This is a genomic window from Clostridium sp. MD294, from assembly GCF_000364165.2.
Classification (GTDB): Bacteria; Bacillota; Clostridia; order Lachnospirales; family Anaerotignaceae; genus Coprocola.
In genome coordinates this window covers 1,943,599-1,964,176 of record NZ_CP097810.1, presented here as the reverse complement: position 1 = coordinate 1,964,176, position 20,578 = coordinate 1,943,599, and the positions used below count along the sequence as shown (strand labels likewise).

The window sequence follows — 20,578 nt, the reverse complement described above, 5'->3', positions numbered from 1 at the left end:
CTTAAAATAACTCAGACATTTTTAACTGTATATCATGCCATGCCTGTTCTATTGTACTGTAAATGGTACAGCCTGCTGCTTTGACATGACCGCCTCCACCAAAGCTTTGGGCTAATTTGCAAACGTCAAATCCGTCTTCTCCTCTAAAACTTGCTTTTACTTCATTTTCTCCTTTTTGATAAATAAAGCAAGCAATTTTAATGCCTTCTACCCCTTTTATAAAATTAACAATGCTATCCACTTCTTTGCTCGTACCATGACATTGTTCAATGTCTTTTTGTGTCAAAAAAGTATAAATGACATTTCCATTAAAATATCTTTCTGCTTTTTCAAATGCTTTAGCTAATAGCTTTAATTCTGAAAAAGTTCTATTGTCAAAAAATGTAGTATAAATTTTATTTGCTGGAATAGAATACGTCATTAGTTCTGCTGCTGCTGTCATTGTTATAGGCGTTGTAGAACTATGGCGAAATCCTGCTGTGTCATAGAGTATTCCTGCATAAAGTGCTGAGGCAATCTTTTGATTTAATACAGTATCATCTCTTAAATACTGATATATAATTTCAGAAGTAGAAGAAGCATCACTATTTACATAATTATACTCACCAAAATAAGTATTACTAATATGATGGTCAATATTTATTTTCTGTTTTGTTTTATCAAAAATTTGCTGTGCCTCTCCTAAGCGTTGTTTATCTCCGCTATCTAATGCTATAAAAGCATCAAATACTGTATCAGTATATTTTTCTATTGGTAATAATAAATTTTTATCTGCAATTATATCATATTTATTTGAAAATTCCTCTAAAACTACAGATACATTTTTTCCTTGTTTTTGTAAAGCATAGGCAAGAGCAAAACAAGCACCTACTGCATCACCATCGGGGTTTTGATGTCCCCCAATGGCGATATTTTGGCAATGTTGTAATGCTTCTTTTATTTGTTCAAATGTGTTATTCATTTTTATTCACCAGTTTCCCTTGCTTCTCTCTCTTTTGCAACTTGTTCCATAAGCTGGTTCATATGAATAGCATATTCTGTTGTTTCATCTAATTTAAATTGCAACTCTGGTGTAAAACGTAAATTCACTCTTTCTGCTATCAAATGTCTTATAAAACCACTTGCATTTTTTAATCCCTTCATTACATTTTGTTTTTCTTCTTCTTGTCCTAATACAGATACAAATACTTTACAATATTTTAAATCTGCAGTAGTATCCACTCGTATTACACTTGTCATAGCATTTATACGAGGGTCTTTTACTTCAAAACGTATTATTTGAGAAAGTTCTTTCATAATTTCATCATTAATACGAGAAATTCTGTTATTATTTTTCATAATTTTTCTCCTATTTATCTTGGTACTTCTACCATTTTAAAGGCTTCTACAAAATCGCCTACTTTAATGTCATTAAATTTTTTAAATACAAGACCACATTCATATCCTGCAGCAACTTCTTTTACATCATCTTTAAAACGCTTTAAGCTTTCTAATTCTCCTTCAAATACTACAATACCATCTCTTGTAATTCTAACCTGACAATTTCTTTCGAATTTTCCGTCCAATACATAACTACCTGCAATATTGCCTACACCAGAAGCTTTAAAGAGTTGGCGAATTTCTGCATGACCTAATACTTTTTCCTCGTATACTGGGTCAAGCATACCTTTCATAGCTGCTGTAATATCTTCAATAGCATTATAAATTACTCTGTAAAGACGAACATCGACTTTTTCTTCATCTGCAAATAATTTTGCAGCAGGTTCAGGACGTACATTAAAACCAATAATAATAGCATTTGATGCAGAAGCAAGCATAACATCAGACTCTGTAATTGTACCTACACCACCATGAATAATGCGAATACGTACTTCTTCATTAGAAAGTCTTTCTAAACTTTGACGTACTGCCTCAACAGAACCTTGTACGTCTGCCTTTACTACAATATTTAAGTCTTTTACATTTCCAGACTGTATTTGTGTAAACAAATCGTCAAGAGATACTTTTTGTGGCGTATCTTTTATCAAATTTTCTCTATTTTTTGCGATAATACTTTCTGCTACTTGTCTTGCTTGTTTTTCATTTTCTGCTACATAAAAAGTATCGCCTGCTGTAGGTACTTCTGAAAGGCCTAAAATTTCTACAGGTGTAGAAGGGCCTGCTTTTTTTACACGTCTACCTTTATCATCTGTCATTGCTCTAATTTTGCCATAAGCACTGCCTGCCACAATAGGGTCACCTACATGAAGTGTACCATTTTGTACCAATACAGTAGCAACAGAGCCTCTACCTTTGTCAAGCTGTGCTTCTACAATAGCACCTCTTGCTTTTTTATTAGGATTAGCTCTTAATTCTTTCATTTCTGCAACTAATGTAATCATTTCTAAAAGTTGGTCAATACCTTCTTTATTTACAGCAGAAACTGGAACACAAATCGTTTCTCCTCCCCAATCTTCTGCCAAAAGGCCATATTCTGTCAATTCCTGTTTTACTCTATCTGGATTTGCAGATGGTTTATCCATTTTATTGATAGCAACAATAATTTCTACACCTGCTGCTTTAGCATGGTTAATAGCTTCTATTGTTTGAGGCATAACACCATCATCTGCTGCTACAACTAATACAGCAATATCTGTAATTTGTGCTCCTCTCATTCTCATAGCAGTAAATGCTTCATGTCCTGGTGTATCTAAAAAAGTAATTGGTTTTCCATCAATCTGTACAGTATAAGCACCTATATGCTGTGTAATACCACCTGCTTCATTGCTTGTTACACTACTGTGACGAATAGAGTCTAAAAGAGAAGTTTTACCATGGTCAACGTGTCCCATAACAACTACAACAGGAGGTCTTTCTTTTAAATCCTTCTCGTTGTCTTCTTCCTCTTGCCCAAATACTTCTTCCATAATATCTTTTTCTTCTTTTTTTTCTAATATAATGTCAAATTCCTCTGCAATAGTAACCGCCATATCAAACTCAATATTTTGGTTAATAGCTGCCATAATGCCCTTTTTCATAAGAGATTTTACAATTTCTGACGCATTTTTATCAAGCACTTCTGCAAGTTCTTTTACAGTTGGATTTTCACTGATATATTTTACTGTTACATCTTCTTCTATTTTTTCTTCTATAGCATATTGTTTTTGTTCTGTTGTATGAAAATCCTGTTTCTGATTTTTTTCTTTTTTATGTTTCCCCTTTTTATTGTTTTGATACTCTTGTGTTTGTTCCACAGTAATTTTTTGTTCTTTTTGTTCTTCTACTGTTTTCTCTTGTGCGATAATAATATCCTCATTTTGTTGTAATCCAAAAACTTCCATTACAACTGCTGCATCTTCTTCTTTTAAACCGCTCATATGACTTTTTACTTCAATACCCAATTCTTTCAATTTTTCAATCAATTCTTTATTTTCTATTTTTAACATTTTTGCAAGCTCATAAATTCTAATATTAGGCATTGCTCCACCTCCAATAATTTTATTGTTCTATTTTTTGTAATATACTTTTTGCAAATCCTTCTTCTGTTATTGCTATTATAGCTCTGCTTTCTTTTCCCAATGCCATACCAATTCTTTGTTTAGAACCTAATACCAAAATTGGAATATGATAATAAGCAGCACTATTTTGAAATTTTTTTTGGGTATTTTCTGAGGCATCTTCTGCTAATAAAAGTAATTTCGCTGTTTTATTTCTGACTGCTATTTCACAACCAACTTCACCAGAAACTACTTTACCTGCCTTTTGACAAAGTCCTAAAAAAGAATATATTTTATCCATTTTTTATCTCACCACACAATTGTTTTGCTAATTGTTCATAAACCTCTTTAGGTACAGCTTTTTTGAAAGACCTATCTAATCCTTTTGATTTTTGTGCTTTTTCTAAACATTCTATATTAGGACAGATATATGCACCACGTCCTGGTTTTTTTCCTGTTGTATCCAGAAAAAACTCGTCTTGCTCATTGTGTACAATTCGTATCATTTCTTTTTTATTTTTCATTTCTTGGCAGCCAGTACATTTTCTTAATGGAATTTTTCTTTGTTTCATAAATAAAACCTCCTTTCATGCTTTCTAGAAAGAAAGCCTTACAAAGAATTTTGCTGTAATAAAAATTTTATTATCATTATTATTGTTGTTATTCCTCAAATTGCTCCATAAATTCATCTGTATCTGCTCCACAAGTAGGGCATTGTTTTGGTATAAAACCGCCTTCACATACATGGCCGCATATAGAACAAGCAAGCTTTTTCATATCATATTCTGTTTCATCATACATTTCTTCTATGTCTTCTACTTCTTCTATTTCTTTTATTTCTTCTATTTCTTTTACTTCTTCTATTTCTTGTTCTTGTTTTTGTTCAAAATCCTCAGAAGTTTCTTCTTCTGGTTCTTCTAAATCTGCAAAAGCCTCTTGACACAAACGTAACATTCTTTCTTGTTCACTTTCTTCTTTATTACATTTTAATTCATTTTCTTGTTCTAAAAAGTTTGTTTCTCTTGCCTGTGTTTCACTTTTAATATCAATTCTCCAGCCTGTCAATTTTGCAGAAAGTCTTGCATTTTGTCCTTCTTTTCCTATTGCAAGTGAAAGTTGATGGTCAGGTACCACAATTTTTGCACTTTGTTCTTGTTCATTGATAGCAACAGCTACTACTTTAGAAGGACTTAATGCTGCTGCAATAAATTCTTTAGGGTCTTCACTCCAGTTAATAACATCTATTTTTTCGCCATGTAATTCATTTACAATAACATTTACTCTATAACCATTTTGCCCTACACAAGCCCCTAAAGCATCCACATTTTTATCTTTTGTGTAAACTGCAATTTTTGTCCTAGAGCCTGCCTCTCTTGCAATACTTTTTATTTCTACAGTTCCATCATATACTTCTGGCACTTCCTGTTCAAAAAGTCTTTTTACTAATTCTGGGTGTGTTCTAGAAACATAAATTTGAGGGCCTTTTGTACTTTGTTTTACTTCTAAAACATAAACTTTTATTCTATCCATAAAATTATATTCTTCAAAAGGAATTTGCTCATTTGGTGTTAATATCGCATCAATTTTTCCTAATTGTACAATCACATTTTTTCTTTCTCGTCTTTGTACAATGCCTGTCATAATATCTTTTTCTTTTGTAATGTATTGATTATAAAGTATTTCTCTTTCTGCTTCTCTAAATTTTTGAACTACTACTTGTTTCGCAGTTTGTGCTGAAATTCTGCCAAAATTCTTTGGTGTTACTTCAATATCAATAATATCACCTATAATAAAATAAGGATTGATATTTCTTGCATCTTCTAAAGAAATCTGAAGCATTTTGTCTTCTACTTCTTCCACTACTTCTTTTTGTGCATAACAAGAAACATCTCCTGTTTCACGGTTAATTACAACTTTTATATTTTGACTTGTACCAAAATTTTTTTTACAAGCTGATACAAGAGAAGTTTCTATCGCTTCAAATATCACTTCTTTATCAATGCCTTTTTCCTTTTCAATTTGGTTTAACGCATTTATAAATTCTACTCTATCCATTTTTTTAATTTCTCCTTTTTATACTATTTGTATTTTTGTGTTCCAAAAATACATTCACAACGGACAGTAAACTAAAATATGACTGCTAAACGAACACTTGCCGTTTCTTTTTGTACAAACTGCTTTTCTGTTCCATTTTCTTCTATTATGGTAATTACACCATCATTAAATTGTTTTAATTCTCCTTGATATTCTTTTTTGCCTTCTAATGGTTTATACAATTTTATGTCAATGATTTCTCCAATATATTTTTCAAAATGTTCTGGTTTTTTCAATGGTCTGTCAATGCCTGGAGAACTTACTTCTAATATATAAGCCTGCTCAATAGGGTCTGTCTCGTCCAATTTTTTTTCCAAAATGCGGCTTACATTTTCGCAATCCTCAATGGTAACACCACCATCTTTATCTATATATACTCTTAAATACCAATTAGGGCCTTCTTTTACAAATTCTAAATCTGCTAATTCCAATGCTTTTTCTTCTAATATAGGCTCTAATATCGCTAATACTTTACTTTCTGTATTATTTTGTTTTGCCACAAACTCACCTCATAACAAAATTTAAGAGTGGGTTTTCACCCACTCTTTTGATATAAAAATCTATTGATACTGCTTTTAGTATAGCACCTTATACTATTAAATGCAAGAAATATTTACAAAAATATTATACTCTTATTTCTTCTCCCTCTTCCTCTAAAAGTTGTTTATTTTTGTCTAGCATAGGCTGTACAAAATTTTTAATATAATCTTCTGTTTGTTCTGGTGCAATACCAACAAAATTTTCTGGTATCATAATGGCTTCTAATTCTTCCATAGTCATGCCAAAAACAGCATCATTTGCAATCCTTTGTAACAAATCATTTTGTTTTCCTTCCATTTTGACTACTTTTCCTGCTTCCATAGAATGTATTCTAATTCTTTCATGCAGTTCCTGCCTGTTTCCACCTTTTTTTACAGCGTCCATCATAATATTTTCTGTTGCCATAAATGGTAGTTCATCATTCAGATGTTTTCTAATGACTTTAGGATATACTACTAAACCATCAACTACATTTCTATATAATGTCAATATGGCATCTACACACAAAAAAGCCTCTGGTATGCTAATTCTTTTATTGGCAGAGTCATCTAATGTTCTCTCAAACCATTGTATAGAAGATGTAATTGCAGGATTGATAGCATCTGCAATGACATATCTTGCAAGAGAGCCTATTCTTTCACAACGCATAGGATTTCTTTTATATGCCATAGCAGAAGAGCCTATTTGGCTTTTTTCAAAAGGTTCTTCAATTTCTTTTAAATGTTGTAACAGTCTAATATCATTACTAAATTTAAAAGCACTTTGTGCAATAGAAGAAAGCACATTTAATATTTGAGCATCTAATTTTCTAGGATAGGTTTGTCCTGATACTTTAAAATAATTTGTATAACCCATTTTATTGGCAATAATATCATCTAATTGTTTCACTTTTTGTTTATCTCCATCAAATAATTCTAAAAAACTAGCTTGTGTACCTGTAGTACCTTTTGAGCCTAATAATTTCGCTTTACTAATTTGAAATTCTAAATCTTCTAAATCCATCATTAAATCTTGTAGCCAAAGTGTTGCTCTTTTTCCTACTGTTGTAGTTTGTGCAGGCTGAAAATGTGTAAATCCTAATGTTGGCATATCTTTATATTCTAAAGCAAATTTTGAAAGTTCATTTATGACATTTAATAATTTTTTTCTAATGAGTTTCATTGCTTCTGTCATAATAATAATGTCTGTGTTATCTCCTACATAACAGCTTGTTGCTCCCAAATGAATAATCGCTTCTGCCTTTGGTGCTTGTTTTCCAAAAGCATATACATGACTCATAACATCATGACGCACTTCTTTTTCTCTTGCTTCTGCCACTTCATAGTTAATATCATATTGATGTGCTTTCATTTGGTCAATTTGTTCTTGTGTAATAGCAAGTCCTAGCTCTTTTTCTGCTTCTGCTAAAGCAATCCACAATTTTCTCCATGTTTGAAATTTAAATTCTTGTGAAAATAAATGGGACATTTCTTTACTTGCATATCTTGTATTTAATGGAGACTGATATTGTTGTTTCATTTGTATACTCCTTTCCATATTTGAGTAATGATTATACCCAGACACCAAATCTATTATTTTCTATATCATAAAAATTTTGAGAAAAACTATTTCCAAACATAACCGCAATATCCTTTAATGAAATATAAATTGTATTTTCTTTATTTACAAGAGGATATTCCAACGCTCTAGCTTTTTCTCCATTGAATGAAATTTTGCTGTTCTCTATTTGTATCATACTACATCTTTGTGCTATATGACATTCTATTTGTTTTGTATTTTCATGCCATATTAAATCACACGCTGTTAAATTATATGTTTTTTCTGCCTTTCGAATAACATCAAACAAATCTCTTAAAGGTATCATTATCATACCATTTTCTAACAGATAAGGACAATGATTTGTTTCAAATGTGTCCCCCTCTAAATAAAACAAATTACTTTTTATTTCAAATGATAAAAATTTAGGAAAATATATAGTATCATTATCATTTGTAGTAACCGTATTTATTATAGGCTGTTGCATTTCATTTGCATAGCAATTTATAGTAAAAATTATAAAAGATAATAAAACAGCAACTATTTTTTTACTCATAAATATCACCTTTTTATTTGTCTTTTTTCAGAAAAGTGTTTCCATTGAATAAAACTTGAAACATAATACATATTTCTGTATCTAATTATGAATTTTTTGTTTAATAGCTTCGTAAACTGAAATTCGATTACTTTAAGTACAATAAATCATTTTTGAATTTATTATAATTAAATTTACCTTTAGATTTAATTCGTTTTATCGCTGTCAAAATCATTTCTTTTGTTTGCTCTACTTTCTCTAAACTATTCGCTTTGTAGTAATTTTCAAAATTCATTCTAATTGTTATGCTAGCAATACTTTTATTACAAAGAAATTTGATACTTTCTTGCCATTTTCCATTATCATATATTTCTTGTGGAGCTACAACAGGAATGATGCCAACAATATGTAAAATATCGCTATATTCCTTATCCTTGAAAAAAACATATGCTTTTTGACAAAACTTATATACTTCATCATCAACACCATAATGCTCTTTGAAATAGGCAGGTGAATTTATATTTAATTCCATAATTCACTCCAAATTCCGATGTATACTTCGTATTTTAATATATTTCCCTAATACCTATAATGTATATTGATAGGCTTATTTTTAGTAGATACATAATTTCTAAAAGGGAGTTTTATTTTGACGTAATTCTTTTCCAAACTTCTTCATAAGCTTCTTCTATGCCACCCAAATCTCTACGAAATCTATCTTTATCTAATTTTTGTTTTGTATTTGCGTCCCAAAGGCGACAGGTATCAGGAGAAACTTCATCAGCAAGTATTATTTTATCACCATATTTACCAAATTCTATTTTAAAATCTACTAATATAATATCTCTTTCTATAAAGAATTTTTTCATCAATTCATTTATTTTTAATGCACTTTCAGAAATTGTTTTTAATTCTTGTTCTGTTGCTATACCAATGGCTGTAATTTGCATATTATTTATCATAGGGTCACCTAAAGCATCATTTTTATAAGAAAACTCTAGTACTGCATTTTTTAATGGTGTACCTTCCTCTACCCCAAATTTTTTAGAAAAGCTTCCTGCTGCAATATTTCTTACAATAACCTCTAATGGTACAATTTTTACTTTTTTTACAAGTGTTTCTCTATCACTAATTTCTTTTACAAAATGATTTTCAACACCATTTTCTGCTAAATATTGAAATACAATATTTGTCATTTTATTATTGATAACACCTTTTCCTGCAATAGAACCTTTTTTCAATCCATTAAATGCAGTTGCATCGTCTTTGTAATCTACAATATACAAATTTTCATCTTCTGTTTTGTACACTTTTTTTGCTTTTCCTTCATAAAGCATTTCTAATTTTTTCATACCATTCTCCCCTTTGCAGTTATATTACAAAATTTTCTATTTTATACTACCACAACAAAAAAAGAACCGCAATACTTTCAAAAATTCTTTACAGGGCAATTTATTTTTTCTATTGTAATATGTCCTTTTGTCACAGACACAAGAGAATAGGTTTCTTGCTCTAAAAAGAACTTCCAAAAACCGTCATATCCTGCCCCTGTTAAAACACAAAGCATAACACTCATAACACCATTATGTGTTACTAAAAGCACTGTTTCTTCCTCTGCCGTTTCTTTTATTACTTGTTCCAATGCTTTTCTAATTCTTTCATAAAATGCAAAAAATGCCTCTCCCTCAGGTATACAAAAATTTTTCCAATCTTTTCCCCATTGTTCAAAGGCTTCTGGATATTCTTGTTGTAATATTTTATAATGTTTTCCTTCCCAAAGTCCGAAATTTAACTCTCGAAATTCTTTTCTTTTATCTAATACGATATTTTTTCCTTTTGTAATAATTTCTGCTGTTTCTACAGAACGTTTTAAATCACTTGTAATTACTTTATCACACACCACATTTTTAAAAAATCCATATAATGTCTGTGCTTGTTTTATTCCTATTTCATTAATAGGACAATCTGTCCAACCATAATATAGCTTTTCTTTATTCATATCTGTTTGTCCGTGACGTACTAAATATAATTTCATACTATTCCCCCTTGTAAAGTCATTACTGCTAAAAATACGATTTCTGAAAGTTCATAACCAGCTCCTAATGTATCGCCTGTCATACCACCAATTTTATGCTGGCAATATTCTCTAAAAAGAAAACCAAAAAGTAATACTGTTATTATAGGTAAAATACTTTTCATTTGTAAAAAACCTGCTAAAAGTGCTATACCTATCAAAACCGCTGCTATCATATATTTTGTATATTTTTGTGTTAAATACAAACTTCCTAAGCCTGACTGCTCTTTAGCATAATTACTTTTCATTAATATAGGTGTTGCCATTTTTCCTGCCACTGGTGCAAGCAATACCGCTAAATATCCATCACTTTCTGTCATTGATACCAAAAATACTATTTTTAATAGTATGTCAAACAGTAATGCTAATGCACCATTAGTGCCTACTCTGCTATCTTTCATAATTTCAATCATTTTTTCTTTTTTTCTTGCTGAAAAAAAACCATCACAAGTATCTGCTAAACCATCTAAATGAAACCCTCCTGTTACTATCGTTTCAGAAAGTACTGCAAAAACTGCCCCTATTAAAGGCATTTTGAAAAAAAATACTATTGCTCCATAACAAATATAATCAATCAGTCCTACTAAAAGTCCTATTAGTGTATAAAATAATATTCCCTTTGAAAATTCCTCTTGAGGCAATATTTTATTTGAAGTAGGTACTGGTAATATTGTTAAAAAACTAACTGTACTCCAAAATAACTGCAATATAGTCACCCCTTTATTTTCATAGCAATACCAGATACTACAAAATATACTTCATTTGCTTTTTGTGCTAATATCTGATTGACACTTCCTATAATATCTCTAAAATGTCTGCTTAATTTATCCATTGGTACAATACCCAGCCCTATCTCTCCTGTTACGATAATTACTTCACTTTTTGATATACTACAAACTTCGGCAATTTCTTCTAATTCTTTTACTATTTTATTTTCTAGTTCTATAAAATCCATATTTTCAATATCATCTGTTTTACTATATTCAAATATCAAATTTGTTAAAAGCATTGTAATACAATCTAATAATATACAATGATATTTCTTTTGTGCATTTTTTATTTTTTCTCCCAAATGAATATAGCTTTCTAATGTATCCCACTGTTGTGGACGGCGTTGTTTATGTTTTTGAATACGGTTTTCCATTTCTTTATCCATTATTTTAGCTGTAGCAATATAAAGTACTTTTCCCTCTGTTTTTTTTGCTAAATTTTCTGCAAAAGCACTCTTTCCACTTCTGTCACCACCTGTTACTAATATCATATTGTTTTATCCTCTCTAATGTCTATGTAATTTGATTTGTCTACATTCCCCTGTTCAAATGTCGCCATTTCTGCCATAATTTTCGTTGCTGCATCTGCTAAATACATTGTAAAAGGGCAGCCTGTACCTTCTCCTAATCTCATTTCTAAATCAAAATAAGCATGTAATCCAATTTTTTCTGCTGCAATATGATAGGCAGGTTCTGCTGATTGATGAGAAGCTAATAAATATTGTTTTACCAAAGGCTGACATACACACGCTGCTAATGCTGCACTAATGGATATTACACCATCTACTATAATAGGTATTCTATAATAAGCTGCACCTAAAAAACAACCCATAAGTCCCGCAATATCAAACCCGCCTACCTTTTGTACTACTTCAAAAGCATTTTTTCTATCCATATTATGATGTAATTGTAATATTCTTTTTAAAACTTCTTTTTTCTTTTGAAATAACTCCTCTGTTAGTCCTGCCCCTTTTCCTGTTGCTTCTTCTACATTACAGCCTGTTAATGCTATAATTACTGATGTTGCTGTAGTAGTATTGCTAATTCCCATTTCTCCCGTTCCTAATATTTTATAGCCTTGTTGTTTGAGTTGTTTTACTAATTCAAAACCTGTATAAATTGCTTTTTCCATTTCCTGTTTTGTCATAGCTTCCTGTTCTGCACTATTTTTTGTACCATAATTAATTTTTTTATAAATAAGTTGTGGGTGTGTTATATTGCCGTTAATTCCGATGTCTACAATTTTTAAATCTATATTTAATTGTCTTGATAATATAGAAATACCCGTCATTCCCTCTAACATATTATATGTTTGTACTGCTGTCACTTCTTGCGGTGCTGTACTAACACCTTCTTTATATACACCATTATCTGCACACATTACTATAATTGCTTTTTTATCTAATTTGTTTTGTATATTTCCCGTAATACCAGAAATAGTAATTGCTAATTCTTCTATTCTACCTAAACTACCTATAGGCTTTATTAAATTATCCTGATATTGTTTTGCCTCTTTCATTGCCTTTTCAAAAAGAGGTTGTATATTATTTATCACTTGTTTTATCTCTTTCATATATATGCCCACCTTTTTAAAATACTTATATTTATATAATAAATCAATTTAAAAACAAATAAAAGCCCCTTATTGTACCGATAAGTATAATAAGGGGCTTTTTATAAATGAAATTATTTCAATACACAATATAATATCACTTGTGAATTGAAACAAATATTATATAATTTATTGAATTTAAAGCATTTTTGAAATAAACTATTTTAAAATTTATAAAAATATATGCGTTGTTTTGTATAGAAAAGGGACAAAAAAAGGACAAAAAACAAAGTTGCAGGACGGCTTTTATGATATAATATAAGAGGGATTTTTCCCTCTTATCTGTCATATATACCCATTCTGTCGTGTATTACAAATAGCCTCAACATTGTACCAGTTAACAACAATTCCCCTTTTTCATTTCCTTTTAGTGCACCTTTATCAATCAGTTTTTGTACCGTTGACTTTGCCCAATCTGGCATATTTTCATCAACATAATTATATATCATTTCGTTTTCACCTTCTTTTTGTTCTATCAATTTCTGCTTAAAGTCTAACCATTGCACTTGGTTTCTAATAAAAGGTTCTGGGCACATTTTGCCCGTCACATCATAGTGCCTTATTACATTTCCTATAGGCACACTGTATTTTGCCATAAGCACCTTTATTAACTCAATCGCTGTATATTGTGTTGCTTGGTTTATGTAGTATTGCCCTTTGTCATCTTTTTCACTACACATTTCAACACCAATACTGTTATCATTCCTGCATTTGGGGTGTTTGTAGCTTTTCGCTCCACAATGCCAAGCGGTATCGCTATCTTTTACACTTTGTACTACATTGCTTTCATCTACAAAATAATGAGCCGAAGCATTTCTATTTGGTTGACTGAAATAATTGCCGTTGCTTTCTGCCCTGTCACCATTATTCGCAGTATAGTGTACTACAATAAACTGTATGGGTTGTTTTCTGCCCTCATTGTAATTGCTTGTGTGTGCTAAAATTTCTTTTATCTCCATATTTATCACCTCAATCCTTTTCCTCTGTATTAGCTGTTAAACTGTTTTCTATTCTTTGTTTTGCAATATCAAAATAGTTTTTATCAATTTCCATACCTATAAATTTTCTATTTGTGTTGATGCAAGCAATACCTGTACTACCGCTCCCCATACAATTATCAAGTATTACATCTTGTTCGTTAGAATAGGTATTGATAAGATATTCCAAAAGAGGAATAGGTTTTTGAGTAGGGTGTTTTGTAGCATTTTCAGTGTTTCCAAATAATGCTCCATTCCAATTAGAAAACTCTATTACATCTTTAGGGTATCTTGTTCCTTTTTCTGTATAACTGCCTTTTGTATATTTTCCATATTGCTTACAGATGCCTTTTTTTGCTACACGTTTTCTCCCTATTTGCAGCCCTTTTTGTTTTATTTCGTGTTCACTTAATACATACATTTTGGGGTGATAAACGGGCAAATGTTTATAAAATACACAGATATTTTCATGTATTCTCATTGGCATTTTTTTAGCATTCAGAAATCCTGAGGGAAGCGTTTTTTTCCATATAATCTCATAACGAAACATTTTTCGATTACTGCAAATCAAATCTGTTGTAAAAGGCTGTGCAGAAAAAAGAAGTATTGCAGCATTATCTTTTATTATTCTGTTATAATGTTTCCATAATGTGTTTAAATGTAATGGTTGTTTATCAAAATCTAATTTTGTAGTACCATATGGTATATCACAGAGAATTAAATCAATACTTTTATCTGGTATATTGTCCATCAATTTCAGACAATCCCCCTGTAGTAAATTTATGATATTATCCACATATATCACCTCAATCCCTTTTAGGCTTACTGTACTGTAATGCCTGTTTACTATCTGTAATACCTTCTGTAGTAGGGTCATTGATATAGCCCACAATTGCCACAATAACACAACCTAATGCAAAAGGATTACCAAAAAGCTGCTTCACTTGTGTTATGAGTATCTCCCAACTTGTAAACATTTCTGGTTTTGCACCAACAGCTGCCAACACTATCGCCACCAATCCAAACCAAAAATACGGATTTTTTGCCCTTACCTTCCAGTTGATTTTTTTCATAGCTATACCTTCCTTTCTTCTAATATACTTATTCTATTCTCGTGTTCTGCTAGCTGTTCATCTTGTTTATTATTGTGTGCCCATATTTTGACATGACTATCATGATTATGATTTTCAAATTTCTCCATTTTTGACTCTAAATGCTCACAAGTATCATTTAATTTTGTAATGGTATTTGTCAAATTCATAATAGGCTTTGTGACTGTAGCAATCAGCCCTAGCAACGCAATCATTACTGTTACAATTTCCCATTCCATACTATTCCTCCCTTCTCCCTTATACTAAAATGAAAAACATCTCAAAAAATCTCAATAAAAAAAGAGTTAAAAAACGTTTTAATGCTTTTTAAAACTCTTTTAAACTTCTTTTTCAGTTTTTTCTGTTTCTTGTTTTTCTCCTACAATCTCTAAATACTGCTTTTGTGTAATTTTCCCCAACGTTACATATCTTTGTAACTGGTCTTTTCTCACAAAATTCCTTTCATATCTTTGTTTTAATATCTCAAACATTTCCATTTCCTCCTTCTAACACTGCTAATTCTAAATCTACCATTTGTTGTGCTAACACTCGCCTTTCTTGCTGTGCCTCAAAATTCTGTAATTCTAATTCTGATATACTTTGCATAATGATTTCACTGTCAGATGGTGGTTGTGGCATTTCTTCTTTCTCTACTTCTTCCCACACACCATTGACATACCTTTTCCCTAACGGAGAAGGTTCGTCATCTGTCAAAAGTATCATATCCTCTGCATCTACTTCTTCAGATAAAAAAGACTCCGCAAAGCAAACACCGTTGCTATTAATTTGTGCATATCTCATATAAAATACCCCCTTAATAAATCAATAAAATTCGATTGCTTGCCAGCGTACTCCATAACTTCCACTTGCAGTCCCTGCAAATCCTGGTAAATATATAAAATATGTTGTCCCTATAGTATCAATGTTATCTTCACTTATAGTGCCAGACGCATTAAACATTTTACCTGAAGTTAAAATAAAAGTTTTAGAAGGTACAACTGTTGATAATGTTATTCTATATTCATCTTCTACAGGTATTCCATTTTTTATACTTACAAAAAAAAATCCTCTTTGTATATTCTTAATGCTAACACCTCTATTTAATAAATCTAAATATCCTGCTCTTGTACTTGTAAGTCTCGTATTTAAATTAGCAGCATTTGTATTTATTGTATCAATTTTACTTGCTCTTGCACTTGTCCAATCTGTCAACAGCTTATTCAGCTTCGCCATTACTGTACCTGAGGAAGTCGTTCCGCCTGTATTTGCTGTTGTGCCTATAGCATTATTTATTGTATCAATTTTACCTGCTCTTGCCGTTGTCCAATCAGTGAGCAATTTATTCAGTTTTGCCATGATTGTTCCAGCTGATGCTGTACCACCTGTATTTGCTGTTTGCCCTATCAATTCTTTTATACTATCTATATTTTGTTGTACTTCTTCTATATCATTTTGACTTGCACCCTCTACATTTACGCTTCCAATCATAGTATCACCCTTTCAATATAATATTATTTCTGTTGTTATTTCTGATATGGGCTGTTTCATTGCTCTTACTCTTACTTTTCCAGAAAATGTCTCTGAAATAGCACAAAATCCACAACTTACTGCTACTTTCATACTTTGAGACAGTATAATTATGTCAGCTCTATTATCTTCTGTTGCTTGTTGTAGTACAATATCATAGTATTTTGGATAAATGTTACTGTCACTTTGCCATCCATTTGTTGAAATTGTAATATAAAAATATTGTGGTTTATCAGCTTTTTTATTTTCTATTTCTTCTATTGCTGCAACAGTGGCGTTAGTAAGTTCACTGATTTTACTTGATGTATACCCTTTTACTCTTTGTAAACTTTTTTTAATCTGTTCAAAAGTTACTATTTTCATTTATTTCTTACCTCCTTTACACAAAAGGAATAGGGGAGAAAATCTCCCCTGCCATTATGCACTTGCTTCTACTGTACCAAACACTTCATCTAGCATTGCGTTGACTTCTTCTGTTGTAGCAACTTCTTGTTCATACACTTTTGTTTCTACACCATTTATTTTAATATTACCATTTGTAGCACTTGCTTCTACTTTTACAGCACCTTCTGCAATGCCGTCTAATTTTGTTATTTTTTCTGTAGCAATCAGTTCTTTTCCTTCTTCTTTTAAAACATAATCCTCTAAATTTACACTAGTATCATCAAGCTGTTCCAACTTTTCGCCAATTTTAGCATAAATATCATAATGATTTGTTTCAGTATTAAAAAGCAAATACATTACATTTTCTTGTGCGTCAGCAATTTCTGGCAATGTATCCACTTTTTCAAATTTCGCATGACCTGCTTCTGCAATCGCTGCTTTAATCCCTTTTTCTGTTTCTAGTTTTGTCCTTTCTGCTAATAATTTTAATGCTTCTAATTTTGTTGTTTTTGTTAAACTCATAATAAAATCCTCCTATTTTTCAAATACTTCGTTTAATACTTTTTCTACTTCTTCATTTGTTGCTACATAATTTTTGTAAAATTCTTCTATGTCTAAACCATAACCACCCTCTGTAATTTCCCCTGCAATACCATGATATGCCTTTAATAATACAAGACTTGCTTTGATTTCTTTTTTGGGTATTTTATCTGCAAAAAATCGTACTGCACCATTTATTGTTTGCACTGTAGTATTCATACCACAACCCCTTGCAACACTCATATCATTAGGGTATATGCTCACAATCGGTATCATGTTTTCTGTAACATCTTTTTGCACTATATCTATGTATACGCCTCCCTCTCCACCCTCTATATTTTCTAACCACCCTGTAATCGGTATTACAATATCCCTTTGCTTTATCTGATTTTGTAAATCCTTTTTAGAAACATAAACTAAATTTGTATCTATTTTAAAGTTTAAGGCTTCTTTATTTATAAGTGCGATACTCATAGAAAGAGCGATTTCTGTCTGCATACCATCTGTAGAACGTACTTTTACAACATCTGCCATATTTGCAACAGCAATTAATCTATTTTTTGTATCAAATATTCCCATTTCCCTCATTGTAAAACCGCCTGCATCAGACGGAACTAGTGTATCTACTCTTATTACATTAGGGGATTGTGGCGACTCTTCATAATTTATAATATCTCCACGCCATACCTCATTTTTTAACGCTGTCATATCTGTAGTAGGTATATAAGGTAATCCTCCACCATCTCCTACTGCATAGTAAACAGCATCTACTTTTACACCATCATGTATTGCTTTTGTCATAGCAGCTGTACCAATATCTGTTACAACAGAAAAATATTTTCTTTCTGACATATTAAACCACCTCCAAATAAATACCAACATGAGCCCTACTGCCAACTGCAATATTTGCTTCTGTTTTCCATTCACTAGCTGTATAGGGTAAAACATGAATATAAATTGCTGACTGCACAAAAGAACCTACTGTAACAGTATTTTGTATATTTGGCAAAATATATTTTAAATTCCAACCAATATGAGCCGGTTTTACTTCCTCAATCGTATGAACTACATCATATAAATTGACAGATTGCAGTATTTCTCCCTGTATAGTAATCATCAATCTTTTTTGAAATGCTACAATAATATTCCCTGTGATATAACATTGTAATGTTCGCTGTATCAAAAATAATATTAATTTTCCTGCACCTCTCCATTTTGCTTTTATGGCAGCTTGTCTTTGCTCTATTGGCTTTGATTTCCCTTTTCTATTTAATTCCTTTTCAAAAATATCTAATCCCCATGTTGCACTATCTAAATATTGCTGTTTGGCTATTTCTTTTATATTTTGTTCTGCCTTGTCTAACTGTATTGAAATTGTTTTTGTTAATTCCAGCGTAAATTTATCTTTTCTATAAATTTTATGTAGTAATTTCAGTAGTGTATTCTGTATTATCATTCAACAGCACCAACTCTCCCAATAGCATAACTTCTTCTTTTTTACAAGTGATATTTTGTGTCAATCCGTTTAGTGTCATATTTTCGTAATCAAGCACATTTTCTACAGATAATATATTTGCTCCTATTTGTGCAAAACTTGCATAGTCTTGTTCAAATGCAATCTGCTTTAAATAATTTGTAATTTTTGTTTTCATTTCTTTTTTTACAACTTCCAAATTGGCATATTTAGAAGTATGAAGCATAACAGAAACATTGATTATTTTAGGTTTTGCACTTTCTACAGTGCAATATGCTCCTATAGGTGCCTGTCCTTCTCCTGTGCCTGTACAATTAGGGTCTATATAGTTTTGTACTTTTTCTACTAATTCTGTACTTGCTGGCTGTCTTTCTAAATCAATAATCACAACTTTAACAGTATTATCCCCTGCCCACAAAGGAAAAACATGAGCTGCTCCTACTCCTTCCACTTCTTTCGCCCATCTCTTATAGTGATAAATATTTCCTGATGTAGCTGGTTCTCTTAATCTTTCATAATAACGTAAAAGTAAATCTTCATCGCTTTCTGCCTCATAACCGCCTTCTGTAGAAACTTCATTAACACAACTTGTAATGCCTTGTATGGTAATAGGCATTTTTGTAATACTACCCACAGGCACATTGCTACTTGCACCTACTAAAACTGCTTTTATAGAAATATTTGCTTGTTCTACTACATTTACTGTTTCTACTGCTTCAAATCGAACAAGTCCTTCTGTTTCAAATAAATCTCCTTTTGTTACAATACCATTTCCTTTTACTTTTACAACGCCTTCTGCAAATGTAGCTTGTCGTCTTGTAATACCTGTTCTTTGAAATATAAAACGCTCTCTTTCTTTTCCATATGTATTTTCTACATCTAATTTTTCTGAAACAATTTGCAGTTTTTCTAGTAAATTTTTAATTCCAATCGCAACCGCCTTTAGAATGTCCCATAAAAAATACCCCTTTGTTTTTTCATAACTATCATCAATTTCTGAAAGCAGTTCTTTTTGCAAAACATCTGCTGACTTTCTATACTCCATATAACTGCACTTCCTTTTTGATTTCTTCTTCTGTTATCAATACTGTTGTAAATAATATATGTAGTCCCTTTTTTTCTCGTATTACTTGATAGTCTGTTACCTCCTTGATATATCTATGATTTAGCATTTGTTCTGTAATTTCTCTTTTTAATTCTGACACTACATAACTCATAGGAATATTTTTTTCACCAATATAACGATAAATAGATATACCAAAATTTTCTGTTTCATCTATATTATAAATACCATATTTGTTTAATTCTGTACGCAATACTTTTTCTATCCATTGCTCCATTGTTTCAACAGATGAACATAGTACAGTTTTTCCGTCTATTATTTTGTGTTGTCCTGTTTTATAATCAAAAAAACAGCTTTTGCCTAAAGGTTTAACGCTGTTTTGCTGTTGTGATAATTTTTTATTTAATTGTTCTAAATCTGCATAGACAGTAGGAAACATTATTCATCACCTATTTTTTTAACCTTTCCTATTACAAAATATGTTTGATTATCTGGAGAAACTACAAGCAATACTTCATCACCTGCTTTTAAAGTATCCTCAAAACAAATTTCTGCACTTGGTAGTGCTATTGTTTTTATAGTGACATCTGTTGTAACAGTATGACTGTGTGGGCTTGCTCCTTCTCCCCCATCATTTACAATATTTGTTGTACCTTTTCCATTTGCTGTACCTGTTGCTATTTGTTCTGGTATTGTGGCAATTTTAGTAAATCCATTTAGTAAATTTTCAAGTACATAGCATTTTGTAAGCAAAACACTACCATTTAATATACTGATTTTTAATTTTGGAGGTGGTGTAATCACTATTCCTAATATTGCCCCTAATATAGCAGGATTTTCTCTTTGTTTTAATTCTTTTGCAAATGTCGTTGCCCAGTCCATTAT

29 protein-coding genes are annotated in these 20,578 nt (G+C 31.2%); all 29 read right to left on the bottom strand.

Annotation, left to right across the window (positions count from 1 at the left end):
* Position 1: 1 nt before the first annotated feature.
* The 29 genes from C820_RS10005 to C820_RS09865 all read right to left on the bottom strand — a co-directional run bounded on the left by C820_RS10005 (position 2) and on the right by C820_RS09865 (position 20,575).
* Positions 2 to 961 (bottom strand): DHH family phosphoesterase, encoded by a 960-nt coding sequence (locus C820_RS10005; protein ID WP_004034269.1) that lies wholly within the window; start codon positions 959 to 961, stop codon positions 2 to 4.
* Between the two features lie 2 nt (positions 962 to 963).
* Positions 964 to 1,338: a 30S ribosome-binding factor RbfA gene (gene rbfA, locus C820_RS10000; RefSeq protein WP_004034271.1), complete on the bottom strand. Its 375-nt coding sequence runs from the start codon at positions 1,336 to 1,338 to the stop codon at positions 964 to 966.
* 14 nt (positions 1,339 to 1,352) lie between these two features.
* The gene (infB, locus tag C820_RS09995) at positions 1,353 to 3,458 is read right to left on the bottom strand and encodes a translation initiation factor IF-2 (RefSeq protein ID WP_004034273.1); all 2,106 of its coding nucleotides are present in this window, start codon (positions 3,456 to 3,458) and stop codon (positions 1,353 to 1,355) included.
* Positions 3,459 to 3,477: 19 nt separating this feature from the next.
* Positions 3,478 to 3,777 (bottom strand): L7Ae/L30e/S12e/Gadd45 family ribosomal protein, encoded by a 300-nt coding sequence (locus C820_RS09990; protein WP_004034274.1) that lies wholly within the window; start codon positions 3,775 to 3,777, stop codon positions 3,478 to 3,480.
* Positions 3,770 to 4,048, bottom strand: a complete 279-nt coding sequence (gene rnpM / locus C820_RS09985; protein ID WP_004034276.1) for an RNase P modulator RnpM — start codon at positions 4,046 to 4,048, stop codon at positions 3,770 to 3,772. The genes C820_RS09990 and rnpM overlap by 8 nt, the downstream gene beginning before the upstream one ends.
* Positions 4,049 to 4,136: 88 nt before the next feature.
* Complete coding sequence (nusA, locus tag C820_RS09980; RefSeq protein WP_004034278.1) at positions 4,137 to 5,531, bottom strand: transcription termination factor NusA; 1,395 nt, start codon at positions 5,529 to 5,531, stop codon at positions 4,137 to 4,139.
* Between the two features lie 71 nt (positions 5,532 to 5,602).
* Positions 5,603 to 6,070, bottom strand: coding sequence for a ribosome maturation factor RimP (rimP, locus tag C820_RS09975; RefSeq protein WP_004034280.1), 468 nt, complete (start codon positions 6,068 to 6,070; stop codon positions 5,603 to 5,605).
* Positions 6,071 to 6,194: 124 nt separating this feature from the next.
* A complete protein-coding gene (gene purB, locus C820_RS09970) occupies positions 6,195 to 7,628 on the bottom strand; it encodes an adenylosuccinate lyase (protein WP_004034283.1) in 1,434 nt (477 codons plus the stop codon).
* Between the two features lie 31 nt (positions 7,629 to 7,659).
* Positions 7,660 to 8,202, bottom strand: a complete 543-nt coding sequence (locus C820_RS09965) for a stalk domain-containing protein (protein WP_004034285.1) — start codon at positions 8,200 to 8,202, stop codon at positions 7,660 to 7,662.
* Positions 8,203 to 8,329: 127 nt separating this feature from the next.
* On the bottom strand, positions 8,330 to 8,713 hold the full coding sequence (locus tag C820_RS09960) for an Imm44 family immunity protein (protein WP_004034287.1): 384 nt from the start codon (positions 8,711 to 8,713) through the stop codon (positions 8,330 to 8,332).
* A 112-nt stretch (positions 8,714 to 8,825) separates the two neighbouring features.
* Positions 8,826 to 9,533 carry a phosphoribosylaminoimidazolesuccinocarboxamide synthase gene (gene purC / locus C820_RS09955; RefSeq protein ID WP_004034289.1) on the bottom strand — a complete coding sequence of 236 codons (708 nt, stop codon included), beginning with the start codon at positions 9,531 to 9,533 and terminating at the stop codon, positions 8,826 to 8,828.
* 77 nt (positions 9,534 to 9,610) lie between these two features.
* Entirely contained in the window at positions 9,611 to 10,216 is a 606-nt protein-coding gene (gene cobC / locus C820_RS09950; protein WP_004034291.1) for an alpha-ribazole phosphatase, read from the bottom strand.
* Positions 10,213 to 10,962, bottom strand: coding sequence for an adenosylcobinamide-GDP ribazoletransferase (cobS, locus tag C820_RS09945; RefSeq protein WP_035295547.1), 750 nt, complete (start codon positions 10,960 to 10,962; stop codon positions 10,213 to 10,215). The genes cobC and cobS overlap by 4 nt, the downstream gene beginning before the upstream one ends.
* 5 nt (positions 10,963 to 10,967) lie before the next feature.
* Positions 10,968 to 11,516, bottom strand: coding sequence for a bifunctional adenosylcobinamide kinase/adenosylcobinamide-phosphate guanylyltransferase (cobU, locus tag C820_RS09940; RefSeq protein WP_004034295.1), 549 nt, complete (start codon positions 11,514 to 11,516; stop codon positions 10,968 to 10,970).
* The gene (gene cobT, locus C820_RS09935; RefSeq protein WP_004034296.1) at positions 11,513 to 12,598 is read right to left on the bottom strand and encodes a nicotinate-nucleotide--dimethylbenzimidazole phosphoribosyltransferase; all 1,086 of its coding nucleotides are present in this window, start codon (positions 12,596 to 12,598) and stop codon (positions 11,513 to 11,515) included. The genes cobU and cobT overlap by 4 nt, the downstream gene beginning before the upstream one ends.
* 317 nt (positions 12,599 to 12,915) lie before the next feature.
* Positions 12,916 to 13,596, bottom strand: coding sequence for a peptidoglycan recognition protein family protein (locus C820_RS09930; RefSeq protein WP_004034298.1), 681 nt, complete (start codon positions 13,594 to 13,596; stop codon positions 12,916 to 12,918).
* A gap of 10 nt (positions 13,597 to 13,606) precedes the next feature.
* Positions 13,607 to 14,410, bottom strand: a complete 804-nt coding sequence (locus C820_RS09925; protein ID WP_004034300.1) for a DNA-methyltransferase — start codon at positions 14,408 to 14,410, stop codon at positions 13,607 to 13,609.
* Between the two features lie 10 nt (positions 14,411 to 14,420).
* Positions 14,421 to 14,687 (bottom strand): phage holin, encoded by a 267-nt coding sequence (locus C820_RS09920; protein WP_004034302.1) that lies wholly within the window; start codon positions 14,685 to 14,687, stop codon positions 14,421 to 14,423.
* Positions 14,688 to 14,689: 2 nt separating this feature from the next.
* Positions 14,690 to 14,944 carry a hypothetical protein gene (locus C820_RS09915; RefSeq protein WP_004034304.1) on the bottom strand — a complete coding sequence of 85 codons (255 nt, stop codon included), beginning with the start codon at positions 14,942 to 14,944 and terminating at the stop codon, positions 14,690 to 14,692.
* A gap of 99 nt (positions 14,945 to 15,043) precedes the next feature.
* Positions 15,044 to 15,196 carry an XkdX family protein gene (locus tag C820_RS09910; RefSeq protein WP_004034306.1) on the bottom strand — a complete coding sequence of 51 codons (153 nt, stop codon included), beginning with the start codon at positions 15,194 to 15,196 and terminating at the stop codon, positions 15,044 to 15,046.
* Positions 15,189 to 15,506 carry a hypothetical protein gene (locus tag C820_RS09905; RefSeq protein WP_004034309.1) on the bottom strand — a complete coding sequence of 106 codons (318 nt, stop codon included), beginning with the start codon at positions 15,504 to 15,506 and terminating at the stop codon, positions 15,189 to 15,191. The genes C820_RS09910 and C820_RS09905 overlap by 8 nt, the downstream gene beginning before the upstream one ends.
* A 21-nt stretch (positions 15,507 to 15,527) precedes the next feature.
* Entirely contained in the window at positions 15,528 to 16,193 is a 666-nt protein-coding gene (locus C820_RS09900) for a hypothetical protein (RefSeq protein WP_004034312.1), read from the bottom strand.
* A 12-nt stretch (positions 16,194 to 16,205) separates the two neighbouring features.
* On the bottom strand, positions 16,206 to 16,595 hold the full coding sequence (locus C820_RS09895) for a hypothetical protein (RefSeq protein ID WP_004034314.1): 390 nt from the start codon (positions 16,593 to 16,595) through the stop codon (positions 16,206 to 16,208).
* Positions 16,596 to 16,649: 54 nt separating this feature from the next.
* A complete protein-coding gene (locus C820_RS09890; RefSeq protein ID WP_004034315.1) occupies positions 16,650 to 17,138 on the bottom strand; it encodes a hypothetical protein in 489 nt (162 codons plus the stop codon).
* A gap of 12 nt (positions 17,139 to 17,150) precedes the next feature.
* Positions 17,151 to 18,008: a phage tail-collar fiber domain-containing protein gene (locus C820_RS09885; RefSeq protein ID WP_004034316.1), complete on the bottom strand. Its 858-nt coding sequence runs from the start codon at positions 18,006 to 18,008 to the stop codon at positions 17,151 to 17,153.
* A gap of 1 nt (position 18,009) precedes the next feature.
* On the bottom strand, positions 18,010 to 18,612 hold the full coding sequence (locus C820_RS09880) for a putative phage tail protein (RefSeq protein WP_004034317.1): 603 nt from the start codon (positions 18,610 to 18,612) through the stop codon (positions 18,010 to 18,012).
* A complete protein-coding gene (locus tag C820_RS09875; RefSeq protein WP_004034318.1) occupies positions 18,575 to 19,675 on the bottom strand; it encodes a baseplate J/gp47 family protein in 1,101 nt (366 codons plus the stop codon). Before C820_RS09875 ends, C820_RS09880 begins: the two co-directional genes overlap by 38 nt.
* On the bottom strand, positions 19,665 to 20,132 hold the full coding sequence (locus tag C820_RS09870) for a DUF2634 domain-containing protein (RefSeq protein WP_004034319.1): 468 nt from the start codon (positions 20,130 to 20,132) through the stop codon (positions 19,665 to 19,667). Before C820_RS09870 ends, C820_RS09875 begins: the two co-directional genes overlap by 11 nt.
* Positions 20,132 to 20,575 carry a DUF2577 family protein gene (locus tag C820_RS09865; protein WP_004034320.1) on the bottom strand — a complete coding sequence of 148 codons (444 nt, stop codon included), beginning with the start codon at positions 20,573 to 20,575 and terminating at the stop codon, positions 20,132 to 20,134. The genes C820_RS09870 and C820_RS09865 overlap by 1 nt, the downstream gene beginning before the upstream one ends.
* Between the last annotated feature and the right edge of the window lie 3 nt (positions 20,576 to 20,578).

Coding starts and splice junctions, on each gene's coding strand:
- C820_RS09965 (WP_004034285.1), bottom strand. CDS start 8,202: ATGAGTAAAAAAATAGTTGCTGTTTTATTATCTTTTATAATTTTTACT.
- C820_RS09870 (WP_004034319.1), bottom strand. CDS start 20,132: ATGTTTCCTACTGTCTATGCAGATTTAGAACAATTAAATAAAAAATTA.
- infB (WP_004034273.1), bottom strand. CDS start 3,458: ATGCCTAATATTAGAATTTATGAGCTTGCAAAAATGTTAAAAATAGAA.
- C820_RS09910 (WP_004034306.1), bottom strand. CDS start 15,196: ATGTTTGAGATATTAAAACAAAGATATGAAAGGAATTTTGTGAGAAAA.
- purB (WP_004034283.1), bottom strand. CDS start 7,628: ATGAAACAACAATATCAGTCTCCATTAAATACAAGATATGCAAGTAAA.
- C820_RS09880 (WP_004034317.1), bottom strand. CDS start 18,612: ATGATAATACAGAATACACTACTGAAATTACTACATAAAATTTATAGA.
- C820_RS09875 (WP_004034318.1), bottom strand. CDS start 19,675: ATGGAGTATAGAAAGTCAGCAGATGTTTTGCAAAAAGAACTGCTTTCA.
- cobT (WP_004034296.1), bottom strand. CDS start 12,598: ATGAAAGAGATAAAACAAGTGATAAATAATATACAACCTCTTTTTGAA.
- C820_RS09900 (WP_004034312.1), bottom strand. CDS start 16,193: ATGATTGGAAGCGTAAATGTAGAGGGTGCAAGTCAAAATGATATAGAA.
- C820_RS10005 (WP_004034269.1), bottom strand. CDS start 961: ATGAATAACACATTTGAACAAATAAAAGAAGCATTACAACATTGCCAA.
- C820_RS09920 (WP_004034302.1), bottom strand. CDS start 14,687: ATGAAAAAAATCAACTGGAAGGTAAGGGCAAAAAATCCGTATTTTTGG.
- C820_RS09890 (WP_004034315.1), bottom strand. CDS start 17,138: ATGAGTTTAACAAAAACAACAAAATTAGAAGCATTAAAATTATTAGCA.
- C820_RS09865 (WP_004034320.1), bottom strand. CDS start 20,575: ATGGACTGGGCAACGACATTTGCAAAAGAATTAAAACAAAGAGAAAAT.
- purC (WP_004034289.1), bottom strand. CDS start 9,533: ATGAAAAAATTAGAAATGCTTTATGAAGGAAAAGCAAAAAAAGTGTAC.
- C820_RS09905 (WP_004034309.1), bottom strand. CDS start 15,506: ATGAGATATGCACAAATTAATAGCAACGGTGTTTGCTTTGCGGAGTCT.
- C820_RS09895 (WP_004034314.1), bottom strand. CDS start 16,595: ATGAAAATAGTAACTTTTGAACAGATTAAAAAAAGTTTACAAAGAGTA.
- C820_RS09885 (WP_004034316.1), bottom strand. CDS start 18,008: ATGTCAGAAAGAAAATATTTTTCTGTTGTAACAGATATTGGTACAGCT.
- C820_RS09930 (WP_004034298.1), bottom strand. CDS start 13,596: ATGGAGATAAAAGAAATTTTAGCACACACAAGCAATTACAATGAGGGC.
- cobC (WP_004034291.1), bottom strand. CDS start 10,216: ATGAAATTATATTTAGTACGTCACGGACAAACAGATATGAATAAAGAA.
- C820_RS09915 (WP_004034304.1), bottom strand. CDS start 14,944: ATGGAATGGGAAATTGTAACAGTAATGATTGCGTTGCTAGGGCTGATT.
- rbfA (WP_004034271.1), bottom strand. CDS start 1,338: ATGAAAAATAATAACAGAATTTCTCGTATTAATGATGAAATTATGAAA.
- cobU (WP_004034295.1), bottom strand. CDS start 11,516: ATGATATTAGTAACAGGTGGTGACAGAAGTGGAAAGAGTGCTTTTGCA.
- C820_RS09990 (WP_004034274.1), bottom strand. CDS start 3,777: ATGGATAAAATATATTCTTTTTTAGGACTTTGTCAAAAGGCAGGTAAA.
- nusA (WP_004034278.1), bottom strand. CDS start 5,531: ATGGATAGAGTAGAATTTATAAATGCGTTAAACCAAATTGAAAAGGAA.
- C820_RS09960 (WP_004034287.1), bottom strand. CDS start 8,713: ATGGAATTAAATATAAATTCACCTGCCTATTTCAAAGAGCATTATGGT.
- rnpM (WP_004034276.1), bottom strand. CDS start 4,048: ATGAAACAAAGAAAAATTCCATTAAGAAAATGTACTGGCTGCCAAGAA.